Annotated in this window: 22 protein-coding genes; 13 read left to right on the plus strand and 9 right to left on the minus strand. The window is 70.6% G+C overall.

What is annotated here, in order from left to right; translation table 11 throughout:
• Positions 1–20: 20 nt before the first annotated feature.
• Entirely contained in the window at positions 21–1,109 is a 1,089-nt protein-coding gene (locus BLT28_RS33235; RefSeq protein WP_063766509.1) for a helix-turn-helix domain-containing protein, read from the minus strand.
• A 413-nt stretch (positions 1,110–1,522) separates the two neighbouring features.
• On the opposite strand from BLT28_RS33235, the gene BLT28_RS33240 reads away from it, so the two are divergent.
• The 4 genes from BLT28_RS33240 (at position 1,523) to BLT28_RS42945 (ending at position 4,979) form a co-directional block, all read left to right on the plus strand.
• Complete coding sequence (locus BLT28_RS33240) at positions 1,523–3,634, plus strand: putative bifunctional diguanylate cyclase/phosphodiesterase (RefSeq protein ID WP_043810066.1); 2,112 nt, start codon at positions 1,523–1,525, stop codon at positions 3,632–3,634.
• A gap of 91 nt (positions 3,635–3,725) precedes the next feature.
• A complete protein-coding gene (locus tag BLT28_RS33245) occupies positions 3,726–4,394 on the plus strand; it encodes a GTP pyrophosphokinase (RefSeq protein WP_081899938.1) in 669 nt (222 codons plus the stop codon).
• Positions 4,395–4,429: 35 nt separating this feature from the next.
• Entirely contained in the window at positions 4,430–4,714 is a 285-nt protein-coding gene (locus tag BLT28_RS33250; RefSeq protein ID WP_043810125.1) for a type II toxin-antitoxin system Phd/YefM family antitoxin, read from the plus strand.
• 94 nt (positions 4,715–4,808) lie between these two features.
• Entirely contained in the window at positions 4,809–4,979 is a 171-nt protein-coding gene (locus tag BLT28_RS42945) for a type II toxin-antitoxin system RelE family toxin (protein WP_407638833.1), read from the plus strand.
• A gap of 38 nt (positions 4,980–5,017) precedes the next feature.
• Here BLT28_RS42945 and BLT28_RS33260 read toward each other — a convergent pair whose 3' ends face one another.
• Genes BLT28_RS33260 through BLT28_RS41545 form a run of 3 tightly spaced genes read right to left on the minus strand, consistent with a single transcriptional unit; the run spans position 5,018 to position 8,057 of the window.
• Positions 5,018–6,040 (minus strand): FecCD family ABC transporter permease, encoded by a 1,023-nt coding sequence (locus BLT28_RS33260; protein ID WP_043810124.1) that lies wholly within the window; start codon positions 6,038–6,040, stop codon positions 5,018–5,020.
• Positions 6,040–7,047: a FecCD family ABC transporter permease gene (locus tag BLT28_RS33265; protein WP_030426702.1), complete on the minus strand. Its 1,008-nt coding sequence runs from the start codon at positions 7,045–7,047 to the stop codon at positions 6,040–6,042. The genes BLT28_RS33260 and BLT28_RS33265 overlap by 1 nt, the downstream gene beginning before the upstream one ends.
• A complete protein-coding gene (locus tag BLT28_RS41545; protein WP_030426701.1) occupies positions 7,044–8,057 on the minus strand; it encodes an iron-siderophore ABC transporter substrate-binding protein in 1,014 nt (337 codons plus the stop codon). The genes BLT28_RS33265 and BLT28_RS41545 overlap by 4 nt, the downstream gene beginning before the upstream one ends.
• Before the next feature lie 126 nt (positions 8,058–8,183).
• Here BLT28_RS41545 and BLT28_RS33275 point away from each other — a divergent pair, with 126 nt between their 5' ends.
• Genes BLT28_RS33275 through BLT28_RS33285 form a run of 3 tightly spaced genes read left to right on the plus strand, consistent with a single transcriptional unit; the run spans position 8,184 to position 9,631 of the window.
• On the plus strand, positions 8,184–8,735 hold the full coding sequence (locus tag BLT28_RS33275) for an RNA polymerase sigma factor (protein WP_030426700.1): 552 nt from the start codon (positions 8,184–8,186) through the stop codon (positions 8,733–8,735).
• Complete coding sequence (locus BLT28_RS33280; protein WP_052406743.1) at positions 8,732–9,319, plus strand: hypothetical protein; 588 nt, start codon at positions 8,732–8,734, stop codon at positions 9,317–9,319. Before BLT28_RS33275 ends, BLT28_RS33280 begins: the two co-directional genes overlap by 4 nt.
• Before the next feature lie 54 nt (positions 9,320–9,373).
• Positions 9,374–9,631, plus strand: coding sequence for a hypothetical protein (locus BLT28_RS33285; protein WP_030426698.1), 258 nt, complete (start codon positions 9,374–9,376; stop codon positions 9,629–9,631).
• A 268-nt stretch (positions 9,632–9,899) separates the two neighbouring features.
• Here the strand turns inward: BLT28_RS33285 and BLT28_RS33290 are convergent, their stop codons facing one another.
• Entirely contained in the window at positions 9,900–10,643 is a 744-nt protein-coding gene (locus BLT28_RS33290; RefSeq protein WP_030426697.1) for an SDR family oxidoreductase, read from the minus strand.
• Entirely contained in the window at positions 10,640–11,329 is a 690-nt protein-coding gene (locus BLT28_RS33295) for a TetR/AcrR family transcriptional regulator (protein WP_043810065.1), read from the minus strand. Before BLT28_RS33295 ends, BLT28_RS33290 begins: the two co-directional genes overlap by 4 nt.
• A gap of 45 nt (positions 11,330–11,374) precedes the next feature.
• Between BLT28_RS33295 and BLT28_RS33300 the strand changes: the two genes are divergently transcribed.
• Both BLT28_RS33300 and BLT28_RS33305 read left to right on the plus strand, forming a co-directional pair.
• A complete protein-coding gene (locus BLT28_RS33300) occupies positions 11,375–11,812 on the plus strand; it encodes a GNAT family N-acetyltransferase (protein ID WP_030426695.1) in 438 nt (145 codons plus the stop codon).
• An 89-nt stretch (positions 11,813–11,901) separates the two neighbouring features.
• Entirely contained in the window at positions 11,902–12,255 is a 354-nt protein-coding gene (locus tag BLT28_RS33305) for an SH3 domain-containing protein (protein WP_156050398.1), read from the plus strand.
• Between the two features lie 3 nt (positions 12,256–12,258).
• Here the strand turns inward: BLT28_RS33305 and BLT28_RS33310 are convergent, their stop codons facing one another.
• Positions 12,259–12,876 (minus strand): NAD(P)-dependent oxidoreductase, encoded by a 618-nt coding sequence (locus tag BLT28_RS33310; protein ID WP_043810064.1) that lies wholly within the window; start codon positions 12,874–12,876, stop codon positions 12,259–12,261.
• Complete coding sequence (locus tag BLT28_RS33315) at positions 12,779–13,735, minus strand: EamA family transporter (RefSeq protein ID WP_030426692.1); 957 nt, start codon at positions 13,733–13,735, stop codon at positions 12,779–12,781. The genes BLT28_RS33310 and BLT28_RS33315 overlap by 98 nt, the downstream gene beginning before the upstream one ends.
• 54 nt (positions 13,736–13,789) lie before the next feature.
• Between BLT28_RS33315 and BLT28_RS33320 the strand changes: the two genes are divergently transcribed.
• From BLT28_RS33320 to BLT28_RS33335, 4 genes are all read left to right on the plus strand, one after another.
• Positions 13,790–14,278, plus strand: a complete 489-nt coding sequence (locus BLT28_RS33320; protein WP_030426691.1) for a MarR family winged helix-turn-helix transcriptional regulator — start codon at positions 13,790–13,792, stop codon at positions 14,276–14,278.
• A gap of 126 nt (positions 14,279–14,404) precedes the next feature.
• Positions 14,405–14,590, plus strand: coding sequence for a hypothetical protein (locus tag BLT28_RS33325; protein WP_030426690.1), 186 nt, complete (start codon positions 14,405–14,407; stop codon positions 14,588–14,590).
• Positions 14,591–14,676: 86 nt separating this feature from the next.
• The gene (locus BLT28_RS33330; protein ID WP_030426689.1) at positions 14,677–16,257 is read left to right on the plus strand and encodes an alkaline phosphatase D family protein; all 1,581 of its coding nucleotides are present in this window, start codon (positions 14,677–14,679) and stop codon (positions 16,255–16,257) included.
• 6 nt (positions 16,258–16,263) lie between these two features.
• A complete protein-coding gene (locus tag BLT28_RS33335; RefSeq protein ID WP_052406741.1) occupies positions 16,264–17,061 on the plus strand; it encodes a discoidin domain-containing protein in 798 nt (265 codons plus the stop codon).
• Between the two features lie 35 nt (positions 17,062–17,096).
• Here BLT28_RS33335 and BLT28_RS33340 read toward each other — a convergent pair whose 3' ends face one another.
• Positions 17,097–18,176: a polyprenyl synthetase family protein gene (locus BLT28_RS33340; RefSeq protein ID WP_052406740.1), complete on the minus strand. Its 1,080-nt coding sequence runs from the start codon at positions 18,174–18,176 to the stop codon at positions 17,097–17,099.
• Between the last annotated feature and the right edge of the window lie 109 nt (positions 18,177–18,285).

An 18,285-nucleotide genomic window follows, 5' to 3' on the forward strand; every position in this document is an offset into this window, starting at 1 on the left:
GCTGCGCCCGCGGTCTAACGTCACACCAAGCGGAGCGTTCGCGGGGCGTCTTCGTGCCGCTCGGTGAACCCTATGAGACCGCGCAGCGTCGCGGTGTCGACGCGGAGGCGAACGGCGAGCGCGGCCAGGTCGACGCCGTGCTCCGCGGCGCGGACCATGGCGCGGCACAACAGGTTCGGCTGCTCGCCGGGGTACTCGCCGCCGACCGGCTCCGCGGTGCGCCAGCCGCGCTTGGCGAACGCGGTCAGCAGTCGCCGGTGCGCCGCGTCGGTCATCAGGCCGAGGCCGCGGGCACGCGCGGCGAGCGCCTTGACCGAGACGCCGTACGCGTCGGCGAGTTCCTTCACCGCGTCCAGTTCGGCGTTCAGCGGGAAGGTTCCGGCGATCTCCTCGGCGGGCGTCAGGAACTCGGCGGCGAAGGCGTCGGCCTCCGACTCGTGCACGCGGCAGCCCGGCGCCGCGTCCGGGTGCAGCAGCAGGTGGCCGAGCTCGTGTGCGACGGAGAAGCGTTGGCGCAGGGGGTCTTCCCGTTCCGTCAGCACGATCACCGGCCGGTCGGGGAGCGCGCAGGAGAACGCCCCGACGTTCGTGCCGGCAGTCGCCGGTAATCGGGTCACGACCACGCCGCGTGCTTCCAGGGCGCGGACCAGGTGCTGGACGGGACCGGTCTCGACGCCGCACGCCCCGCGGATCGCGTGCGCGGTGCGCTCGGGGCCGTCGTGGTGGCAGCCGAGATCGACGGCGGGCAGCTCGGCCACCTCGTCGAGCGCGTTGGCGACCTCCCACAGCAGTTCCACGTGCGCGAGCGCTTGGGCGCGCTCAGCGGCGCCGATCGCGCACAGGGAGCGGAAGTGGGCGTGGGCGGTGTCCAGGCGCAGGTGAGGCCTGCCGGGGGCGAAGAAGCCGACGCGGACACCGAGCCGGTCGGCGCAGCGCGCGAGGGTGCAGGGGTCGGGGCGGAGCTGGCCCAGTTCGTACCGGGAGACCGCGGCGGGGGTCAGGCCGACGGCCTCGGCAAGTTCCGGCCCGCGCAGTCCGGCGAGTTCCCTGGCCATCGACAGCCGCGCCGGATCGAAGGCCGGCGCGGGTGCGGGGGCATCCGAAGACATCACAGCCACGACGTCTCCTCGGGCTCAGCGTCGGGGTGGCAGCATCATCGCCCATCGCCCGATCGGGTCGTGGCGCCGGGGCCGATTCCCCGGTGAATATCCATCGCATTGAGAGAAACGTTTGCGCGCCTGGCAAATGCCCAATGTCTGGGTGGGTGAAAATCCCTGAACGGCGGTTGACCGACAATCGCGCCTATCAGTTGATCACGAGGCGCTGACCTGCAGGTCCCTCGTTCTCGGGGCACTCGGGCGGACCGGTGTACCCCTCCGTGGAGGGCGTTGCCGGTCACCATCTGTAGCCGCCCGTTTACTACACTCGCTAGGCTTCTTGCCCAGTGCGCAAAGGAACCTAGCGAGGTAACCGTGGCGTTCTCCGTTCTTTCGCCGGCCGCGTCGCGCGGCGGACGGACCCGATGACCATTCCGCTGCCGGATCGGCCACTGCACTCGGCGGAGCTGGAACTCTCCCCCGAGGCGCTGGAGCGCGCCCGCGTCAGGTTGGCCAGGAAATGGGCCTACCTGGTCAGCAAGACCACCTACATCCCGATGGCCCAGCAGGAGATCGAGCTCAGGCTGGCCGAGCTGGTCGACGTCGTGATCGCCACCGTGCGCACCGAGCCGTTCTCCGCCGAGCGCGCGACCGACGTGGGCACCCGGTTGGTCGAGCTGAACTTCGCCGGCCGGACGAGCCTGCGGCGCACCGTCGAGATCCTGGGCAAGTCCCTGCTCGGCATGGCCGACCTGCTCCGCGTCGACCGGCTCCCGGAGCGGGTCGTCGGTCTGCTCGGCGCGCTGACCTCCGGCTACGTCGAGGCCGTTCGCCTGTCCATCTTCGCCCAGCAGGAGAACCTCAACCGCGCGCTGATCAAGGCTGCCCAGGACGCGCAGCGCAACAGCAAGGCCAGCGAGGCGCGCTTCGACGAGGTCTTCACCTCCTCCAACAGCGGTATCGCCATCACCGACTTGGACGGCGCGTTCGTCAGGACCAACGCCGCGCTCAGCGAGATCCTCGACTACGGAGCCGAGGAGTTCGAGGGGCTCACGCTGTTCGACGTGATCGCGCCGGAGGACGTGACCTTCGTCCGCAACGCGCTGCGCGACCTCGCCGACGGCAAGGCGGAACGGCTGCGCCAGCGCCGCACCATGCTCGGCAAGGACGGCGAGACCGTGCAGGCGCACCTGGCGATCTCGTTGCTGCGCGACGGCGAGGACAACCCGAACCACTACGTGGTCATCGTCGGCGACGACACCGAGCTGACGCTGCTGCAGGGCCAGCTCAGCCACCAGTCGCTGCACGACGTGCTGACCGGACTGCCGAACCGGCAGTTCTTCACCACCAGGCTGGAGCGGGTGCTGCGGCACGCCGACCAGACCTTCGGCGTGACCATGTACCACCTCGACCTCGACGCCTTCTCGGTGATCGCCAACGGCCTCGGCGGACAGGCGGCGGAGGCGCTGCTGAAGAGCGTCGCCGAACGGCTGCGCTCGATCTTCGCGGGCGAGAGCGCGATGGTCGCCAGGCTCGGCGGCGACGAGTTCGGCGTGCTGGTGCAGAACGAGGCGGGCACGCCGGACGTGGTGCGGACCGTCGAGCAGATCAACGAGGTGCTGGCCGAACCGCTGTACGTGGGCGGCAACGGCGTCGCCTCCTCGGCGTGCATCGGCGTCGTGCACCGGCCGCCCGCGGACATCGAACCGGCGGAGCTGCTGCGCCTCGCCGACATGACGCTGCGCCGGGCCAAGCGCAACGGCAGCAGGCAGTGGGGCGTGCACGACCCCGAGCAGAGCGAGCTGGACCGCGCCCGGTTCGGCCTGGCTGCGACGATGCCCGGAGCGTGGGAGAGCGGCGAGGTCGGCGTGCACTCGCGGCCGCTGGTCCGGCTCGACGGCGGCCGCACCGTCGCGGTGGAGGTGCTGCTGCGCTGGGAGCACCCCGAACTCGGGCAGCTGCCGCACAGCCGGTGCGTGGAGCTGGCCGAGCAGATCGGGCTGGTCATGCCCTTGGGCACCTGGCTGCTGCGCTCGGCGTGCGAGAGCATGGCCGACCGCCAGCTCCCGCTCGGCGTCGGGCTCACCCCGTACCAGGCCGCCGACCCCGACCTGGTCGGCGAGGTGCTGCAGGTGCTCGAGGACACCGGCCTGGACCCGGCCCAGCTCCAGCTCGGCGTTCCGGTGCGGGCGCTGCTGTCGGACTGCGGTGAGGCGGCCGACAACCTCGCGGTGCTCGCCGACACCGGGATCGGCATCGTGCTGGACGACTTCGGCACCTCCGCGGCGGACCTCGCCTTCATGGAGGACCTGCCCGTCCGCGGGATCCGGGTGGCCTCGTCCCTGGTCCGGCTCCAGGCGGAGCGCACCGGCCGCGGCTCGTCCATCGACCGGGCGCTGACCGAGCTGGTCAGCCACGTCCACTCGGCCGGGATCGCCGTCGTCGTCGGCTGTATCGACACCCCGGCGCAGCTGGACTGGTGGCGCGGAGCGGGCGCCGACTTCGGGCTCGGCCGGGTGTTCCCCGTGCTGTCCTGACCGTCCTCTTCGGACTCGGGAACTCCCCGGCCGCTAGGCTCGTTGGAGACAGTGGCAGTGCCGCCGGTGGGGGACGGAAAGACACGTTGTGATGGAGACGACCGGGGAGAACCCTCTGGTACGCCGTTCGCGCTCGGAGCTGGTCGGCCCGCCGGTGATCGAGGACTTCCGCAGGCTGTCGCAGTTCCTGCTGGTGTACAAGTTCGCCGTCGAGGAGCTGATGACGAAGCTGCGCATCCTCAGCGAGGAGTTCGACTTCGTCCACCGGCACGACCCGATCGAGCACATCACCCACCGCGTGAAGCGCCCCGAAGCGATCATGGAGAAGCTGCGCCGCAAGGGGTTGAGCCCGGACCTGGAGACCATCGCCGAACACCTCGACGACGTCGCCGGGGTGCGCGTGGTGTGCCCGTTCGTCTCCGACGTCTACGGCGTGCGGGAGATGCTCGGCCGCCAGCACGACGTGAAGATCCTGCGCACCAAGGACTACATCGCCTCGCCCAAGCCCAACGGCTACCGCAGCCTGCACCTGATCGTGCAGATCCCGGTGTTCCTGTCCGACCGCGTCGAGCACGTCAAGGTCGAGGTGCAGATGCGCACCATCGCGATGGACTTCTGGGCCACCCTGGAGCACAAGCTGTTCTACAAGTACGACGACCAGGTGCCCGCCGACTTCGCCGACGAGCTGGCCAGCACCGCCGCCGTCGCCGCCCAGCTCGACGCCCGGATGGAGTCCCTGCACCGCCGCCTGCACCGGTAGTGACACGCGCCGTCTTCATGACTGGAATTCTGACCATGAAGACGCTGCCGCTGGCCGAGGTGAAGGCGCACCTGTCCGCCCTCGTCTCCGAGATCGAGGCGCAACACGAGCAGGTCACCGTGACCAAGAACGGCACGCCCGCCGCGGTTGTGATCTCGGTGCACGAGTGGGAGTCCCTGCTGGAGACGATCGCCGTGCTCAGCGATCAGCGGACTGTTGCCGACCTCGCGGAGGCACAGCGCACCCGGGCTGCCGGTGAGGCATGCAGCACCGACGACGTCCTGGCGGTCTTCGAGGCGCGGCGGTCCGCGGGCGCGTGAGTGAGATCTTTGAGCTTTCCTGGTCCAGCGCTGCCAAGAGGGCGATAGCAAGAGAACTTCCAGAGGCGGTGGCCGCCGCGGTTCTCGAGCTCTGCTGGGCCCGTCGCGGGAGAACCCGTACCGCGTCGGCAAGCCGCTGAGAGAGCCCTTCGAGGGGCTTTGGTCCGCGCGGCGTGCCACGTACCGCGTGGTGTACCGCATTGACGAGGAGCAGCGCACGATCATGATCGAAACGATCCGTCACCGGGGCGACGCGTACCGCTGAACGCACTGAATGAGTCATTCGGTGCGCAAGCGGTGGGGTCAGAGGCGGTTGCGGCGCCATTCGCGGACGAGGAGCCACGCGAGGTAGACGCCGCCGATGGCGCTGGTGAGGATGCCGACGGGGAGCGCGGCCGGGGAGAACAGGCGCTGCACGGCCAGATCGGCGGCCACCAGCAGGAGGGCGCCGGTGGCCGCGGCGGCGGTGAGGCCGGGGCCGGGGGCGGCGGTGAGCTTGCGGGCCAGCTGCGGGGCGGTCAGGGCGACGAACGCGATGGGGCCCGCGGCGGCGGTGGCGACGGCGGCGAGGGTGACGCTGATGGCGAGCAGGGCGAGGCGGGTGATCTCCACGGGGACGCCGAGCGCCCGCGCCTTGTCGTCGCCGAGTTCGAGCAGCGCCAGTTTCTGTCCGAAGTAGACGGTCGGCGGCACGAGCACCGCGAGCGCGATGAGCAGCGGGACGACCTGGTTCCAGGTGCGGCCGTTGAGGGTGCCGGTGATCCACGTCTGCGCGGCGATCGCGCCGGTGAGCGATGCCCTGGTGACGAGGTAGTTGTTGGCGGCCAGCAGCATGGCGCTGAGGCCGATGCCGATGAGCACGAGCCGGAAGCCCTGCACACCGCGCCGGAACGCCAGCAGGTAGGCCAGGGCGGCGGTGAGCACGCCGCCGACGAGCGCCCCGAGGGAGATCTCGGCCATGCTGCCCTGGAAGAGCAGGATGACGATCAGGGCGCCGGTCGCCGAGCCGTGCGCGAAGCCGATGAAGTCGGGGCTTCCCAGGGGGTTGCGGGTCAGGCTCTGCAGCACGGCACCGCTCAGCGCGAGCGCGGCGCCGACCAGGACGGCGATCAGCACGCGGGGCAGCCGCAGGCGGTTGACGATGAACTCGGTCGCCGGGTCACCGAAACCGAGGACGGTGCGCACGACCTCGGACACCGGCAGCGGGAAGTCGCCGGTGGTCATGCTGATCGCCGCGAGCGCGAACGTCAGCAGCAGCAACGTGATCACGACGAGCGCCGAGCGCGGGCGCACGCGCAGGGAGACGGCGCGGAACCGAACGATCATCAGAGCCTGCCGGGGGAGCGTCGGCGGCACAGGGCGATGAACACCGGGGCACCGATGAACGCGGTGACGATGCCGACCTGGAGCTCGGCGGGCGCGATGACCAGTCGGCCGATGATGTCCGCACCCACCAGCAGGATCGGTGCCAGCACGGCTGAATAGGGCAGCACCCACCGCTGGTCGGCGCCGACCACCAGGCGCGCGGCGTGCGGCACGGCGAGCCCGACGAAGCCGATGGGGCCCGCGGCCGCGGTGGCCGCCCCGCACAGGACGGTGACGGCGATGACGCCGAGCACGCGGGTGCGCCCGACGTGCGCGCCGAGCGCCCTGCCCACCTGCTCACCGAGCGCGAGCGCGTTGAGCGGGCGGGCCAGCAGCAGGGCGAGCGGGATGCCCGCCAGCAGGAACGGCGCGACCTGGGCGAGCACGTCGGCGCCGCGCCCGGCGAGCGCACCGACCTCCCAGAACCTGAACTGCCCGAAGGACTGCGGGCTGAGCAGCAGCATCGCGGAGTTGACCGCGTAGAGGGTCGCGGTGATCGCCGCCCCGGCCAGCACGAGCCGTTCCGGGGTGGCCCGCCCGCGCCCGCTGGCGCCGAGCAGGTAGACCACGACCGAGGCCACCGCCGCACCCGCGAACGCGATCCAGACCTGTCCCGACACGGTGTGCACGCCGAGGAAGGTGATGCCCGCGACCACGGCGGTCGACGCGCCCAGGGTCACCCCGAGCAGGCCGGGGTCGGCGAGCGGGTTGCGGGTGAGCGCCTGCATCAGCGCGCCGGACAACCCGAGCGCCGCGCCGACCAGGACGCCGAGCAGCGTCCTGGGCAGCCGCACGTCGTGCACGGTGACGGCCTCGACGGAGCCGTCGTGGTGCCACAACACCCGCCACAGCTGGGACAGCGGGATGTTCCGCAGTCCCAGCCAGACGCTGAGCACGATGACGACGCCGAGCGCGGTGAGCGCGACGAGCAGCCCGAGCCCGCGCAGCGCGGTCGGAGTCCGCCTCACTTCACCTTGCTCGCGAGCAGCGGGATGAGCTTGTCGATGGCATAGGGGATCGACAGCACGGTGTTGAACGAGATCGCCGCGCCGATCGGCGGTTCGTTGTACGGCACGAACAGGTCGCGCTTGTCCTGCGCCACCTTCAGCTTGCGGTACAACGGCTCGTCGCGGACCCGCTGCGAGGCCACCTCGTCCTCGGACAGCCAGACGAGCAGGTCCACGTCGAGCATGTCCAAGCCCTCGGAACCGAGGCTGATGATGTTCTCGTGCTTGGGCACGTCCAGCAGCTTCTGCGGCATCTTGAAGCCCGACTCGACCAGGAACGCGGCCTTCGGGTCGTGCGCGGCGAACGCGGCGTAGTTGCCGGGCTCGAAGGTGTCGGAGACGATCGCGGTCCTGGTCGCGAAGGCCGGGTTCTCCTTGCGCACCTTGGCGAAGCGCTCGGTGATGTCGGCGATCAGCTTCTCCCCGGTGGCGCCGCGGCCGAGCGCCTTGGTGAGGTTGCGGGTCATCTCCTGCCAGGGCGCGGCGTAGTCGGCGAACCTGCCGGACTGCGCCACCACCGGGACGCCGAGCTGGCTGAGCGTGTCGTACTGCTCCTTCTTCATCCCCGAGTACTGGGCGATGATCAGGTCGGGGCGCAGCCGGGCGATCTTCTCCAGGTTGTACTCGTCCCGCTCGCCGACGATCTCCGGCGCGGTGCCGCCCCACAGCGGCTGGGTCCACGGCCACTTGCCGAACGGGCGCTCCTTGAACCAGTCGACGACGCCGACCGGCTTGATGCCCACGGCCAGCGCCACGTCCTGGTCGGACAGGCCCAGCGTCACCACGCGCTGCGGCTGGGACTTCACCTCGGTGACGCCGTACTTGTGCTCGACGCGGACCGGGAAGACGCCGTCGGCCGCGGGTGCCGTCGCTCCGCCTTCACCTGCCTGAGGGGTTGCCGACCCACTGCACGCGGTCAGGACGACGGTCAACGCCAGCGCGCTGATCAGGCGTAAGGGCACTCTGGGCATGGGGCTTCCCCTCCGACGTCTTCACCCGTTTGAGGGAAGGCTAACCTAAGCTGTGCTGCCTGCGTAACGCGACGGCGGCCTGCGTCCAAGAAGCGGTGTCACGTCCATCTCGGAGACGGGTGAGAGATGACCGACTTCACGCGAATAGGCCGAGATCCCGCCGCGTTCGAGTCGTTCTACCGGGAGCACGTCCAGGCGGTGCAGCGGTTCGTCGCGCGCCGTGTCGACGATCCGCACCTGGCGGCGGACCTCACCGCGGACGTGTTCCTCGCGGTGATCGACACCTCGCACACCTTCCGCGCCGACCGGGGCGATCCGACGCGCTGGCTCTTCGGGGTCGCGCGCAACGTGGTGGCGGGCGAGCTGCGGCGCCGGGCGCGAGGACTGCGGGCGGCGGGCCGGATCGCCGGGCGGGCGCTGCTCGACGAGGGCGACATCGCCGCGCTGGAGGCACGGATCGACGCGGCGAGCCAGGCGCGGGCGCTGTACCTGGCGATGACCCGGCTCTCCGACGGGGAGCGGGCCGTGCTCGAACTGGTCGCGCTCGACGGGCTCACGGTCCAGGACGCCGCGAAGGCGCTGGGCATCCGGGCGGGCACCGCGCGGGTGCGACTGCACCGGGCGCGACGGCTGATGCGTGACCACCTCGTCCCCGCCACAACGGAGGTCCGGCCATGACCGAGCGATTCGAAGACCGTCTGCTCACCGAGCTGAAGCAGGTCGTCGCGGAGCGGGAACCCGTTCGCCCGGCGCCCCGGTGGCGGCCCGTTGCCGTTGCGGCGGCACTCGTGGTCGCCGCCGGAACCGCCGTGCAGCTGCTGTTCTCCGGCGGCGGTGCCGCGTACGCGCTGGAGGAGCAGCAGGACGGGACCGTGCGCGTGGAGATCAAGGAGCTCAGCGACGCCGCCGGGTTGCAGCGCAGGCTCGCCGAGCTGGGCATCAAGGCGAAGGTCGACTACCTGCCCGCGGGCAAGACGTGCCGCGCGCCGCGGTTCACCCCGATGCGGGACAAGCCGCAGAACGCGGCCGGGGCGCTGTCCACCGGGCTGAACAGTTCCGAGGCGGCGGGGACGGCGGCGGTCTTCACCTTCAACCCGGCCGACTTCACCGGGGACCGTTCCGTGGTGATCGAAACCTCGGGCGGCGGGGACGTCTCCGGGCTGCAGGTCTCCTTCGCCGAAGGTCCGGTGGGTGCGTGCGTTCCGGTCCCCGTTCCCCCTGGTCACATCGGGAACGGCTCCGGTGGCGGCGGGTCGCGGTAGGCTCGGCGGGGTCCCGAGCCACCCCAGCCCCCGAGCGCAGAGCCGGACGGAGCGATGAAGCAGTTGCCGACGAAGGACCGCTCCGGCAGCCAGGCGTGGCTGGGGCCCATCTCCCTGGGGCTGGCGGTCGCCAGCTGGGTGTTCCCTTACGTGAACCTGGCACTCGTCGCGGCCGCGTGCGTCTGCGGCGTCGTCTCGATCGCCACCAGGAAGTGGCACAGCGTCGACTGGACCGCCGTCGCGGGCATCAGCCTGGCGCTCGGCCAGGCGGTGTTCGCGCTCCTGGTGTTCGCCACGTCGCTGCATCCCTGAGGGAGGGTGGATGATGGACGAGGAGTACTTCGCGCTGGCTCGCACCCGCGGGGGACCGCCTCTACGGCTACACGCCCGGGCGGTCGCGGAAGGTCAGGCGGTTGCGGCGCGATCCGCGGGTCGAGATCGCGCCTTCGGACTTCCACGGCAATCCGCACGGCAAAGCGCGCGATGACTGCCAAGTACGGCAACAAGTTCCGGTGGATCACCATCGTGCTGATGCTCGGCAGGGGGCGGCGCAACGGCGGTGCGGCCGTGGGCGTCGAGATCAGCCTGTCGGAGTGAGGTAATCGGCTCCGCCCACGTAGACGGTGTGCCCGGTCGCCACCGGCTCCGCCGCCGCCCGTGCGATGGCTTCGGCGAACTCGGCGACGGTGGGCAGGCTCCGCGCTTCCGCCCGGCGCGCGTTGACGATGCCGGGCTCCGCGCGGTCGAGCAGCGTCACGGTGATCGTGCCCTCGATCATGTCGCCTGACACGACGACCAGCCCGACACCGCGTTCGCTCAGCACCGGGATGCGCGCGCGGAGCTCGTCCTCACCGCACCGCTTGCTCGCCGCGACCGCTTCGTAGGACGCGTAGCCCGGGCGCTGACCGTGGAAGTGCGCTTGGTGGCTCGTCACGAACACCACCCGGGAGAGCGCGGGCATCAGCGGCAGTGCCGTTTCCACCGCGCGCACCTGCGCATCACGGTTGAGGCGCATCGCGTAGCCGGGGTCCCGGTCGCGCTCCATGCCGCCGGAAGCGTTGAGCACCAAAGCATCCAGTCGTCCACAACGGTCGCGGACGAGGTCGAGCATCGCGGTGACGGCGGCGGGATCGGTGAGATCGGCCTTGACCGCCTCGGCGCTGCCGCCCGCTTCGACGATGTCCGCCACCACGCGGTCAGCGCGCTTCGCCTTGTCCCGGTAGTTCACGAACACGTGCGCTCCGGAAGCGGCTAGCAGACGCGCGGTCTCGGCTCCGACGCCGCGCGACGCGCCCGTCACGAGCACCACACGGGCCGTCATCATTTCTTTCTCCCCAAGGCTTTCAAGCGCTCTGCGGCGGCGCTGACCCCGTCCAGCAACTCCGCGCTGCGCGGTGCGCGACGACGGGGGAGGTGCGCGTTGAGCGCGGCGCCGAAGCCCGCCATGCGCACGGTCGCGTCGATGATCTCGTTCACGTCGTCCGGCCACGGCAGGGCGGGCTGCGTGATCAGCAGGGCGGCGCAGCCGTGCACCGCCGTCCACATGGTCAACGCCAGGGTGTCAGGATCCCCTTGTAGCACGCCGTTTTCCACGCAGGCGGTGACCGCGTTCACCATGTGGCCGAAGCACGCCTTCGAAGCTTCGGTCGACGCGGAGGGCCGCATCATCAGCAGCCGGTACTGCACGGGGTGGTCGAGCGCGAAGTGCACGTAGGCCCGCCCGCATTCACCGAGCGCGATGAACGGGTCGGTGACGCGGCCGACGGCATCGCGGATGCGGTTGCCCAGCTCGTCCCACACGCGCAGGCAGACCGCTTCGATCAGCGCTTCCTTGCCGCTGAAGTGCAGGTACACCGAGGGCGTCGTGACCCGGGTCCGCTGGGCCACCGCGCGGAGCGTCAGCGCGTCCTCGTCGCCGGTCTCCACGAGCAACCGCTCGGCGTTGCGCAGGATCTCCTCGCGCAACCGTGCGCCGTCGCCCGCCTTGGCGCGGGCTCTCCTGGCTTCCACGACCCTATGTTGACGCCGTCAAGTTAACGATGTCAAGCTGCTGGCGTGATCGAGGTCGCCCCCCTGGTCCCCGAGGACCGCGAGAGATGGGAAGTCCTGGCCCGCGGCTACAAGGACTTCTACAAGACAGTCGAAACCGACGAGAACTACGAACGGACCTGGCAGCGCCTGCTCGCGGGGGATGGCGTGCACGGGATCGCGGCGCACCTCGACGGGCGGCTGGTCGGGATCGCGCACTACCTCTTCCACTCGGCGGTGTGGATGGACGATTCCTGTTACCTCCAGGACCTCTTCGTCGATGAGAGCGCGCGCGGCCACGGGGCGGCTCGCGCCCTCATCGAGCGGGTGGCGGAGGCGGCACGGGGCCGGGGCTGCCCTCGCCTGTACTGGCAGACGCACCAGGACAACGCCACGGCCCGCGCCCTGTACGACAAGGTCGCCGTCTTCGGCGGGATGATCGTGTACGTGCGACGCTTGGGTTGAGGCCGAAACGCGGGATCGGCGCCCCGGTGATCATCCATACTTCGCGGCGATTCTCGTTGCCACGAAAGGGAAATATGAAGATCTCGCGCATGTTGGTCACCGCGGCGCTTCCGGTCGTGGCCACGGCCGCGGTGCTGACGGCGACCCCCTCCGCCGTCGCCGCGCCCGCCGCCTGCCCCAATCCCGCCGCATCGGACAAGGACTCCGGCTGGGGCACCACGAAGGACAGCACCGGCGGCCCGATCCGGGTCGGCCCGAGCACCGCGTGCGCCACGCGGTTCTGGCCGATGATCGACGACAAGCTCTTCTACAACTGCTACGTCGTCAACAGCTCGGGTCAGAAGTGGACGCACGTCCGGCCGGACGTGCCGAACAGCGCGGACAAGCAGGGCTGGGTGTTCTCGGGCCACCTCGACGACGGCGGCGCGACCAAGCGCTGCTGACCTTCAGTACCCGACGGTGAACCGGGTGCGGTGGTGGCGCGGGGTCTCGGCCTCGTCGAGCAGCGCGACCGCGAAGTCCTCCATCGAGATCGCCGAGTTCCCCTCGGCGTCCACGATCAGCTCGTCCCGGCCCAGCCGGTAGCGCCCGGTCCGCACGCCCGGCTCCAGCAGCGCGGGCGGGCTCAGATACGCCCAGTCCACAACGGTTTCCGCCTGGCAGACCGCCAGCTGGGAGTCGCAAGCCTCCGCGATCGCGCGGATCTCCGGCGGCAGCCCGGGATCGTCGAGCACGGTCCGGTCGGTGCCCGGCACGGTGAGGCTCGCCGCGCCACCCACCATCAGCAGCCGCACACCCGTCTCGGCGAGCCCGGCCAGCACCGCCTTCGTCGTCGTGACGAGTTCGGGCTCGCGGCCGGGCGCGGGCCGGGTCGCGCTGATCACGAGGTCCTGCCCGGCGCTGAGCGCGACCACGTCCTCGACGTTCGCCGCGTTTCCCCGTCGCAGCCCGGGATGGCGCGAGGTGTCACGCGTGACTCCGGTGACGGAGTGCCCCCGCGAGCGCGCCTCCGTCATCACCCGGCTGCCGACGTCGCCCGCCGCTCCGAACACCGTGATCTTCATGGGGGGTTGCCTTCCTGGTCTGGGCGAGGACGAGCGCACCGAGCACGATGAGCGCGCCGATCACCTGGAGTGGGGTGAGGTCCTGGCCGAGCGCGAGCCAGCCGAGCGCGGTCGCGACCACGGGGCTGAGCTGGCCGAGGAACGTGACCTGGGTGGGCGCGAGCTCGCGGATTCCCCTGAACCACAGGGCGTAGGCGAACGCGGCGCCGATGATGGAGAGGTAGCCGTAACCGAGCAGGTTCGTCGCGCTCAGCTCCGCCGGCGGCGGCCCCTCGACCAGCAGCGTGACCGGGATCAGCACGATCCCGCCCGCGACGAGCTGCCAGCCCGTGGTCGCCAGCACCGGGGCGGGCGAGGTCCACCGCTTGCTGAGCACGACGCCGGCGGCCATCACGACCGCGCTGCCGACCGCCGCGGCGATCCCGAGCGCGTCCAGCCGCGCCTCGGCCCGCAGCACGAGGAGGCCGACCCCGACGATCGCGGCCAGTGCCGCCACGACGGTGCGGGCCGACATGCGCTGCCCGAGCAGGGCGGCGGAGAAACCGGCCACCAGCAACGGTTGCAGCGCGCCGACGGTGGCCGCGATGCCGCCGGGCAGCCGGTACGCGGCGATGAACAGCAGGGCGAGGAACGCCCCGATGTTGAGCGTGCCGAGCACCGCGGCGCGCCACCACCACGAGCCGGACGGCAGCCGCCGGGTGATCGCCAGGAGCAGCAGCCCGGCGGGCAGCGCGCGCAGCGTCGCGGCCAGCAGTGGCCGGTCCGGCGGTAAGAACTCGGTGGTGACCAGGTACGTCGTCCCCCAGATGGCCGGGGCCGTGGCGGTCACCGCGATCAGGCCGATCCGATTGTTTAGCACTAAGATAAAGTAGCTTAGTGCTAAGAGATCTGGCAAGGGGGATAGGCTCACGCCATGGCGGACCACGTCGACCAGGTGCTGGCGCAGTGGGCTGAACAGCGCCCTGACCTGGATGTGTCCCCGATGGCCGTGATCGGCAGGCTGAGCCGGGCGGCTCTCGGTGTCGGTGCCGAGCTCAAGCGCGTGTTCGCCGAGCACGACCTGGACCGGGCGTCCTTCGACGTGCTCGCCACGTTGCGCCGCAACGGTCCCGAGCGCTGCATGACGCCCGCGGAGCTGACCCGCTCGGCCATGGTGACCTCCGGCGCGATCACCCAGCGCCTCGATCGGCTCCAGTCGCGCCGCCTGGTGAGCCGCACCCCCAGCGACACCGACGGGCGCGTGGTGCTGGTCCGGCTCACCCAGGAGGGCCGCGAGCTGATCGACCGGGTCCTGCCCGACCACGTGGAGAACGAGCGGAGAATCCTCAGCGGACTGAGCAGGGCCGAGCAGGACCAGCTGGCCGATCTGCTCCGCAAGCTGTTGGAGACCTTCAGCATGTGACGCCGGTGAGCCGTTCGGACTCGGCCCGGAGCCGGTCCTGCGCGGCGACGTCGTGCGAGCGCTGCCGCGCGAGCCGGGGTCGCGGTCGGCACGCTCTACCGACATCTCCCCACGAAGAACGACCTGGTGGTGCTGCTCCGCCGCGTGGTCGTGGACAGGGGCCAGGACCGCCTGCTCCGCGGCACGATCGCCGACGTCGTGCTGCTGCTGACCACCTCGCCGGGGGCCGAGTTCCCGAAGGCGGCCCGCGAGCGCTGGGTGCGGCTGGCCGAACGCGCGTTGGCGTTCGGCCAAGCGGCCGCGCCCCGGTAGCGAAACCTTTCCGGTTGCGGCGAAAGCCCGGCCGCATCAGGACAGGATCGTTGTTGCCGGGTGCCCGCGCTCCTAACGTCCGCGAGGTGACCCGCAACCAGACTCGGCGGAAGTTCCTGACAGTCAGCGGTTTGGCTGCGGGACTCGCGTTCTCCGGTGCGCTGCCGGGCATCGGAACCTCCAACGCCTCCACCGTCGAGGTGGACCGGCTCCGCGACTACCCCTTCCGGCTCGGCATCGCCTCCGGGGACCCGTTGCCCGACTCGGTGGTGCTCTGGACCAGGCTCGCGCCGCGCCCGCTCGACCCCTTCGGCGGGGTGAACGACCGCCCGGTCGCCGTGGTCTGGCAGGTCGCCGAGGACGAGCGGTTCCGCCGCATCGTCCGCACCGGCGTCGAGATCGCCAGGCGGGAGACCTCGCACAGCGTCCACGTGGACGTGCGGGGCCTGCGGCCGTGGCGGCACTACTACTACCGGTTCATCGTCGGCGGGCACGTCAGCCCGGTCGGCCGCACGCGGACCGCTCCGGCGCCGCGGCAGGCGGTGTCCGGCATGAGCTTCGCGTTCGCGTCGTGCCAGGCGTGGTGGGAGGGTTTCTACACCGCCTACCGCGACATGGCGGCCGAGGACCACGACGTCGTCTTCCACCTCGGCGACTACATCTACGAGTACGGCGTCGGCGCGGACTCGGGTGTTCGCCAGCAACCCGTTCCCGTGGAGTTCACGCGCGAGACCATGACGCTCGACGAGTACCGCGGGCGGTATGCGCTCTACAAGACCGATCCGAACCTCCAAGCCGCGCACGCGGTCGCGCCGTGGATCGTCACGGTCGACGACCACGAGGTGGAGAACAACTGGGCCGGACCGATCTCGGAGAACAACGCGCCGCGCGAGGAGTTCCTGGTGCGGATGGCGAACGCGTTCCGCGCTTGGTACGAGCACATGCCGGTGCGGCTCACGCAGTCGCCGACCGGGCCGGGAATCCAGCTGTACCGCCGTTTCCAGTACGGCGACCTGGTGCGCTTCAACCTGCTCGACACGCGCCAGTACCGCGACGACCAGGCGGGTGGTGACGGCGAGAAACCGCCGAACCCCGGCTCGCTCGACCCGAAGCGGTCGATCACCGGTGCGGCACAGGAGAAGTGGCTGTTGGACGGCATGGCCGAGAAGTCGGCGCGGTGGGAGGTGCTCGCGCACCAGACCGCCATCGCTCAGCTCGACGTGAAGGCCGGTCCGGACATGGTCGTGCCGATGGACACCTGGGACGGCTACGTGGCGTCCCGGAAGCGAATCCTCGGTGGCGCAGGGCAGATCGGCGTTCGCAACCTCGTCAGCATCGCGGGCGACCTGCACCGCAGCGTTGCTTCCGAGCTGCGCGCGGACTACGCGGCGTCGTCGGCGGTCGTGGGCACTGAGTTCGTCGGGACCTCGATCTCGTCCAGTCGCGACGGCATGGACCACGACCCGGTCGGCCTCACCATCCTCGCGGAGAACCCGCACGTGAAGTTCCACAACTTCCAGCGCGGCTACGTCCGGTGCGAGGTGGACGCCGCCCAGTGGGTCGCCGACTACCGCGTCGTGGACCGGGTGACGGTGCCCAACGGCACGGTGACCTCGCGGTCGAAGCTCCTCGTCGAGGACGGCGTCCCGGCGATCCAGGTGAGGTGATCAGTCATGTGGGCTCTCGCACTGGCCGCGACGGTGCTGACCGCGGCAACGCCGGTCACGATCTCGGTGACCCCGGAGAAGGTCCAGGTGGTCGGGCTTCCGTGCCTGCCGGGCTCGTTGAAGGTCGGCCTGACCAACACCGGGACCACCGATCGCTACGTCGACCTCGAGCTGTCGGCGCCGTCCCCGGTGGTCCTCGACCGGAAGGTCATCTCCACCTGGCTGCCCGCCTGGGACCCGGACCACACGGTGGTCACGCCGGTCGGGGTGAGCGTCCCGCGCACCGCGAAGCCCGGCACGTACTCGCTGAGCCTGAGCGTCGACCGCACGCGGCGCACTGTGCCGGTCGAAGTGCTTCCGTTGCCCCCCAAAGACAATCTCGTGCTGGGCGAGCAGGCTTCCGCGTCTTCGACGCACGGCAGCTTCCGGACGTGCGGCGCGGTCGACGGCGACGCGAACTCGGCGAACTGGTCGACGAGCACCGGGTGGAACGACGCCACGCGCGCGGTGTTCCCGGACGAGTACTCCGTTTCCTTGGTCGCGCCGTCCACCATCGGTCGCGTGGAGTTGCAGACCCTCGACTCCGCGCGCTATCCCGCCGCGCAGAACGGCTTGCGCGACTGGGATGTGCAGGTGCGCGTCTCGGGATCGTGGGTCACGGTCGACCAGGTCCGCGGGAACGTCACCGGCCGGGTGAAGTCCGTGTTCCCCGCTGTGCAGGCCGATGCCGTGCGGATTGTCGTACTGGACTCCAATGATCACTTGTACTCCCGGATCGTGGAGCTGGAGGCTTACCCGCGCTGACCGTCGAACACGGACACAGCGGTATCACCGACGGGTCAGTCGGAGTGGGCGACGACGCGGACGAGGTCGAGCAGGGCCTGGTGCACCTCGGCGTCCAGCCGGAGGCCCGCGAGGGTGTCCTTCGCGGAACGGACGCGCTCGCGCAGCATCCCGCGCACCCGGTCGAGCGCGCCGGAGGAGCGGATGATCTCCTTCGCCTCGTCCACCCCGGCCTCGCTCAGCCCGGGGTCGGCGAGCAGCTCCAGCAGCCGGGCGGCCACATCGGGGCGCGCGCCCGCCAGTGCCGCCGCGATCAAGGTCGTCCGCTTGCCCTGCCGGATGTCCTCGCCGACGGGCTTGCCGACCTCGGCCGGGCTGCCGAAGACGCCGAGGATGTCGTCGTGGATCTGGAACGCCTCGCCGAGGGCGGTGCCGAACGAGCCGAACCCGCGAATCGTGCCCTCGTCGACACCGCCGGCGAGCGCGCCGAGGCGCAGCGGCATGCTGACCGAGTAGTTGCCCGACTTCAGCCGCGCCAGGCGCAGGGCACCGGCCATGGAGCAGTCGCCGGAACCGCCGGAGGAGATGTCGAGGTATTGGCCGGAAATCAGTTCGAGGCGCATTTCGTCATAGGCCCTGCGGAACGGCCGGGTGCGGCCGCCCGGCAACGGGTTGTTCGAAATGATCATATCGGCCCAAATGCAGAGAGCATCACCCGCGAGGATTCCCGCGGAAAAGCCGAAGTGTTCCGAATCACCGTTCCAGCCCCGTTCCCGGTGGAGGCTGGCGAGTTGCCTGTGCGCGGTCGGGACGCCGCGCCGGGTGTCCGCGCGGTCCATCAGGTCGTCGTGCACGAGGGCGAAGACGTGGAAGAGCTCGATCGCCGTCGCCAGTTCGATTACCTCCGGCCGGTCGGGTTCGCCGCCCGCCCGGTAGCCCCAGTAGAACAACTGCGGCCGGATCCGCTTGCCGCCGGCCGCCGTGACCCTCGTGAGGGCGCTGACCAGGTCTTGCGTCTCGGCCGCGCTGCGCCCGCTGACCAGGAAGAAACGTTCCATCGAACGGGCGAGCGCCGCGTCTATGCGGGTGACGAGCGAGGAGCTCTGCGGCAGCGCAGGAATGCTTTCAGTGGTCATCGTGATTCCTTCCGGCCGATGTGGGGCGGGCATCGCTGCCGTTGCCAAATCGAGTCATTCCAGGGCTGATCAGATCATTCCGGGGAATCTCCTCCTGGAACCGTGTCTA

The sequence above is a fragment of the Allokutzneria albata genome (assembly GCF_900103775.1).
In the GTDB taxonomy this organism is placed as follows: Bacteria; Actinomycetota; Actinomycetes; order Mycobacteriales; family Pseudonocardiaceae; genus Allokutzneria; species Allokutzneria albata.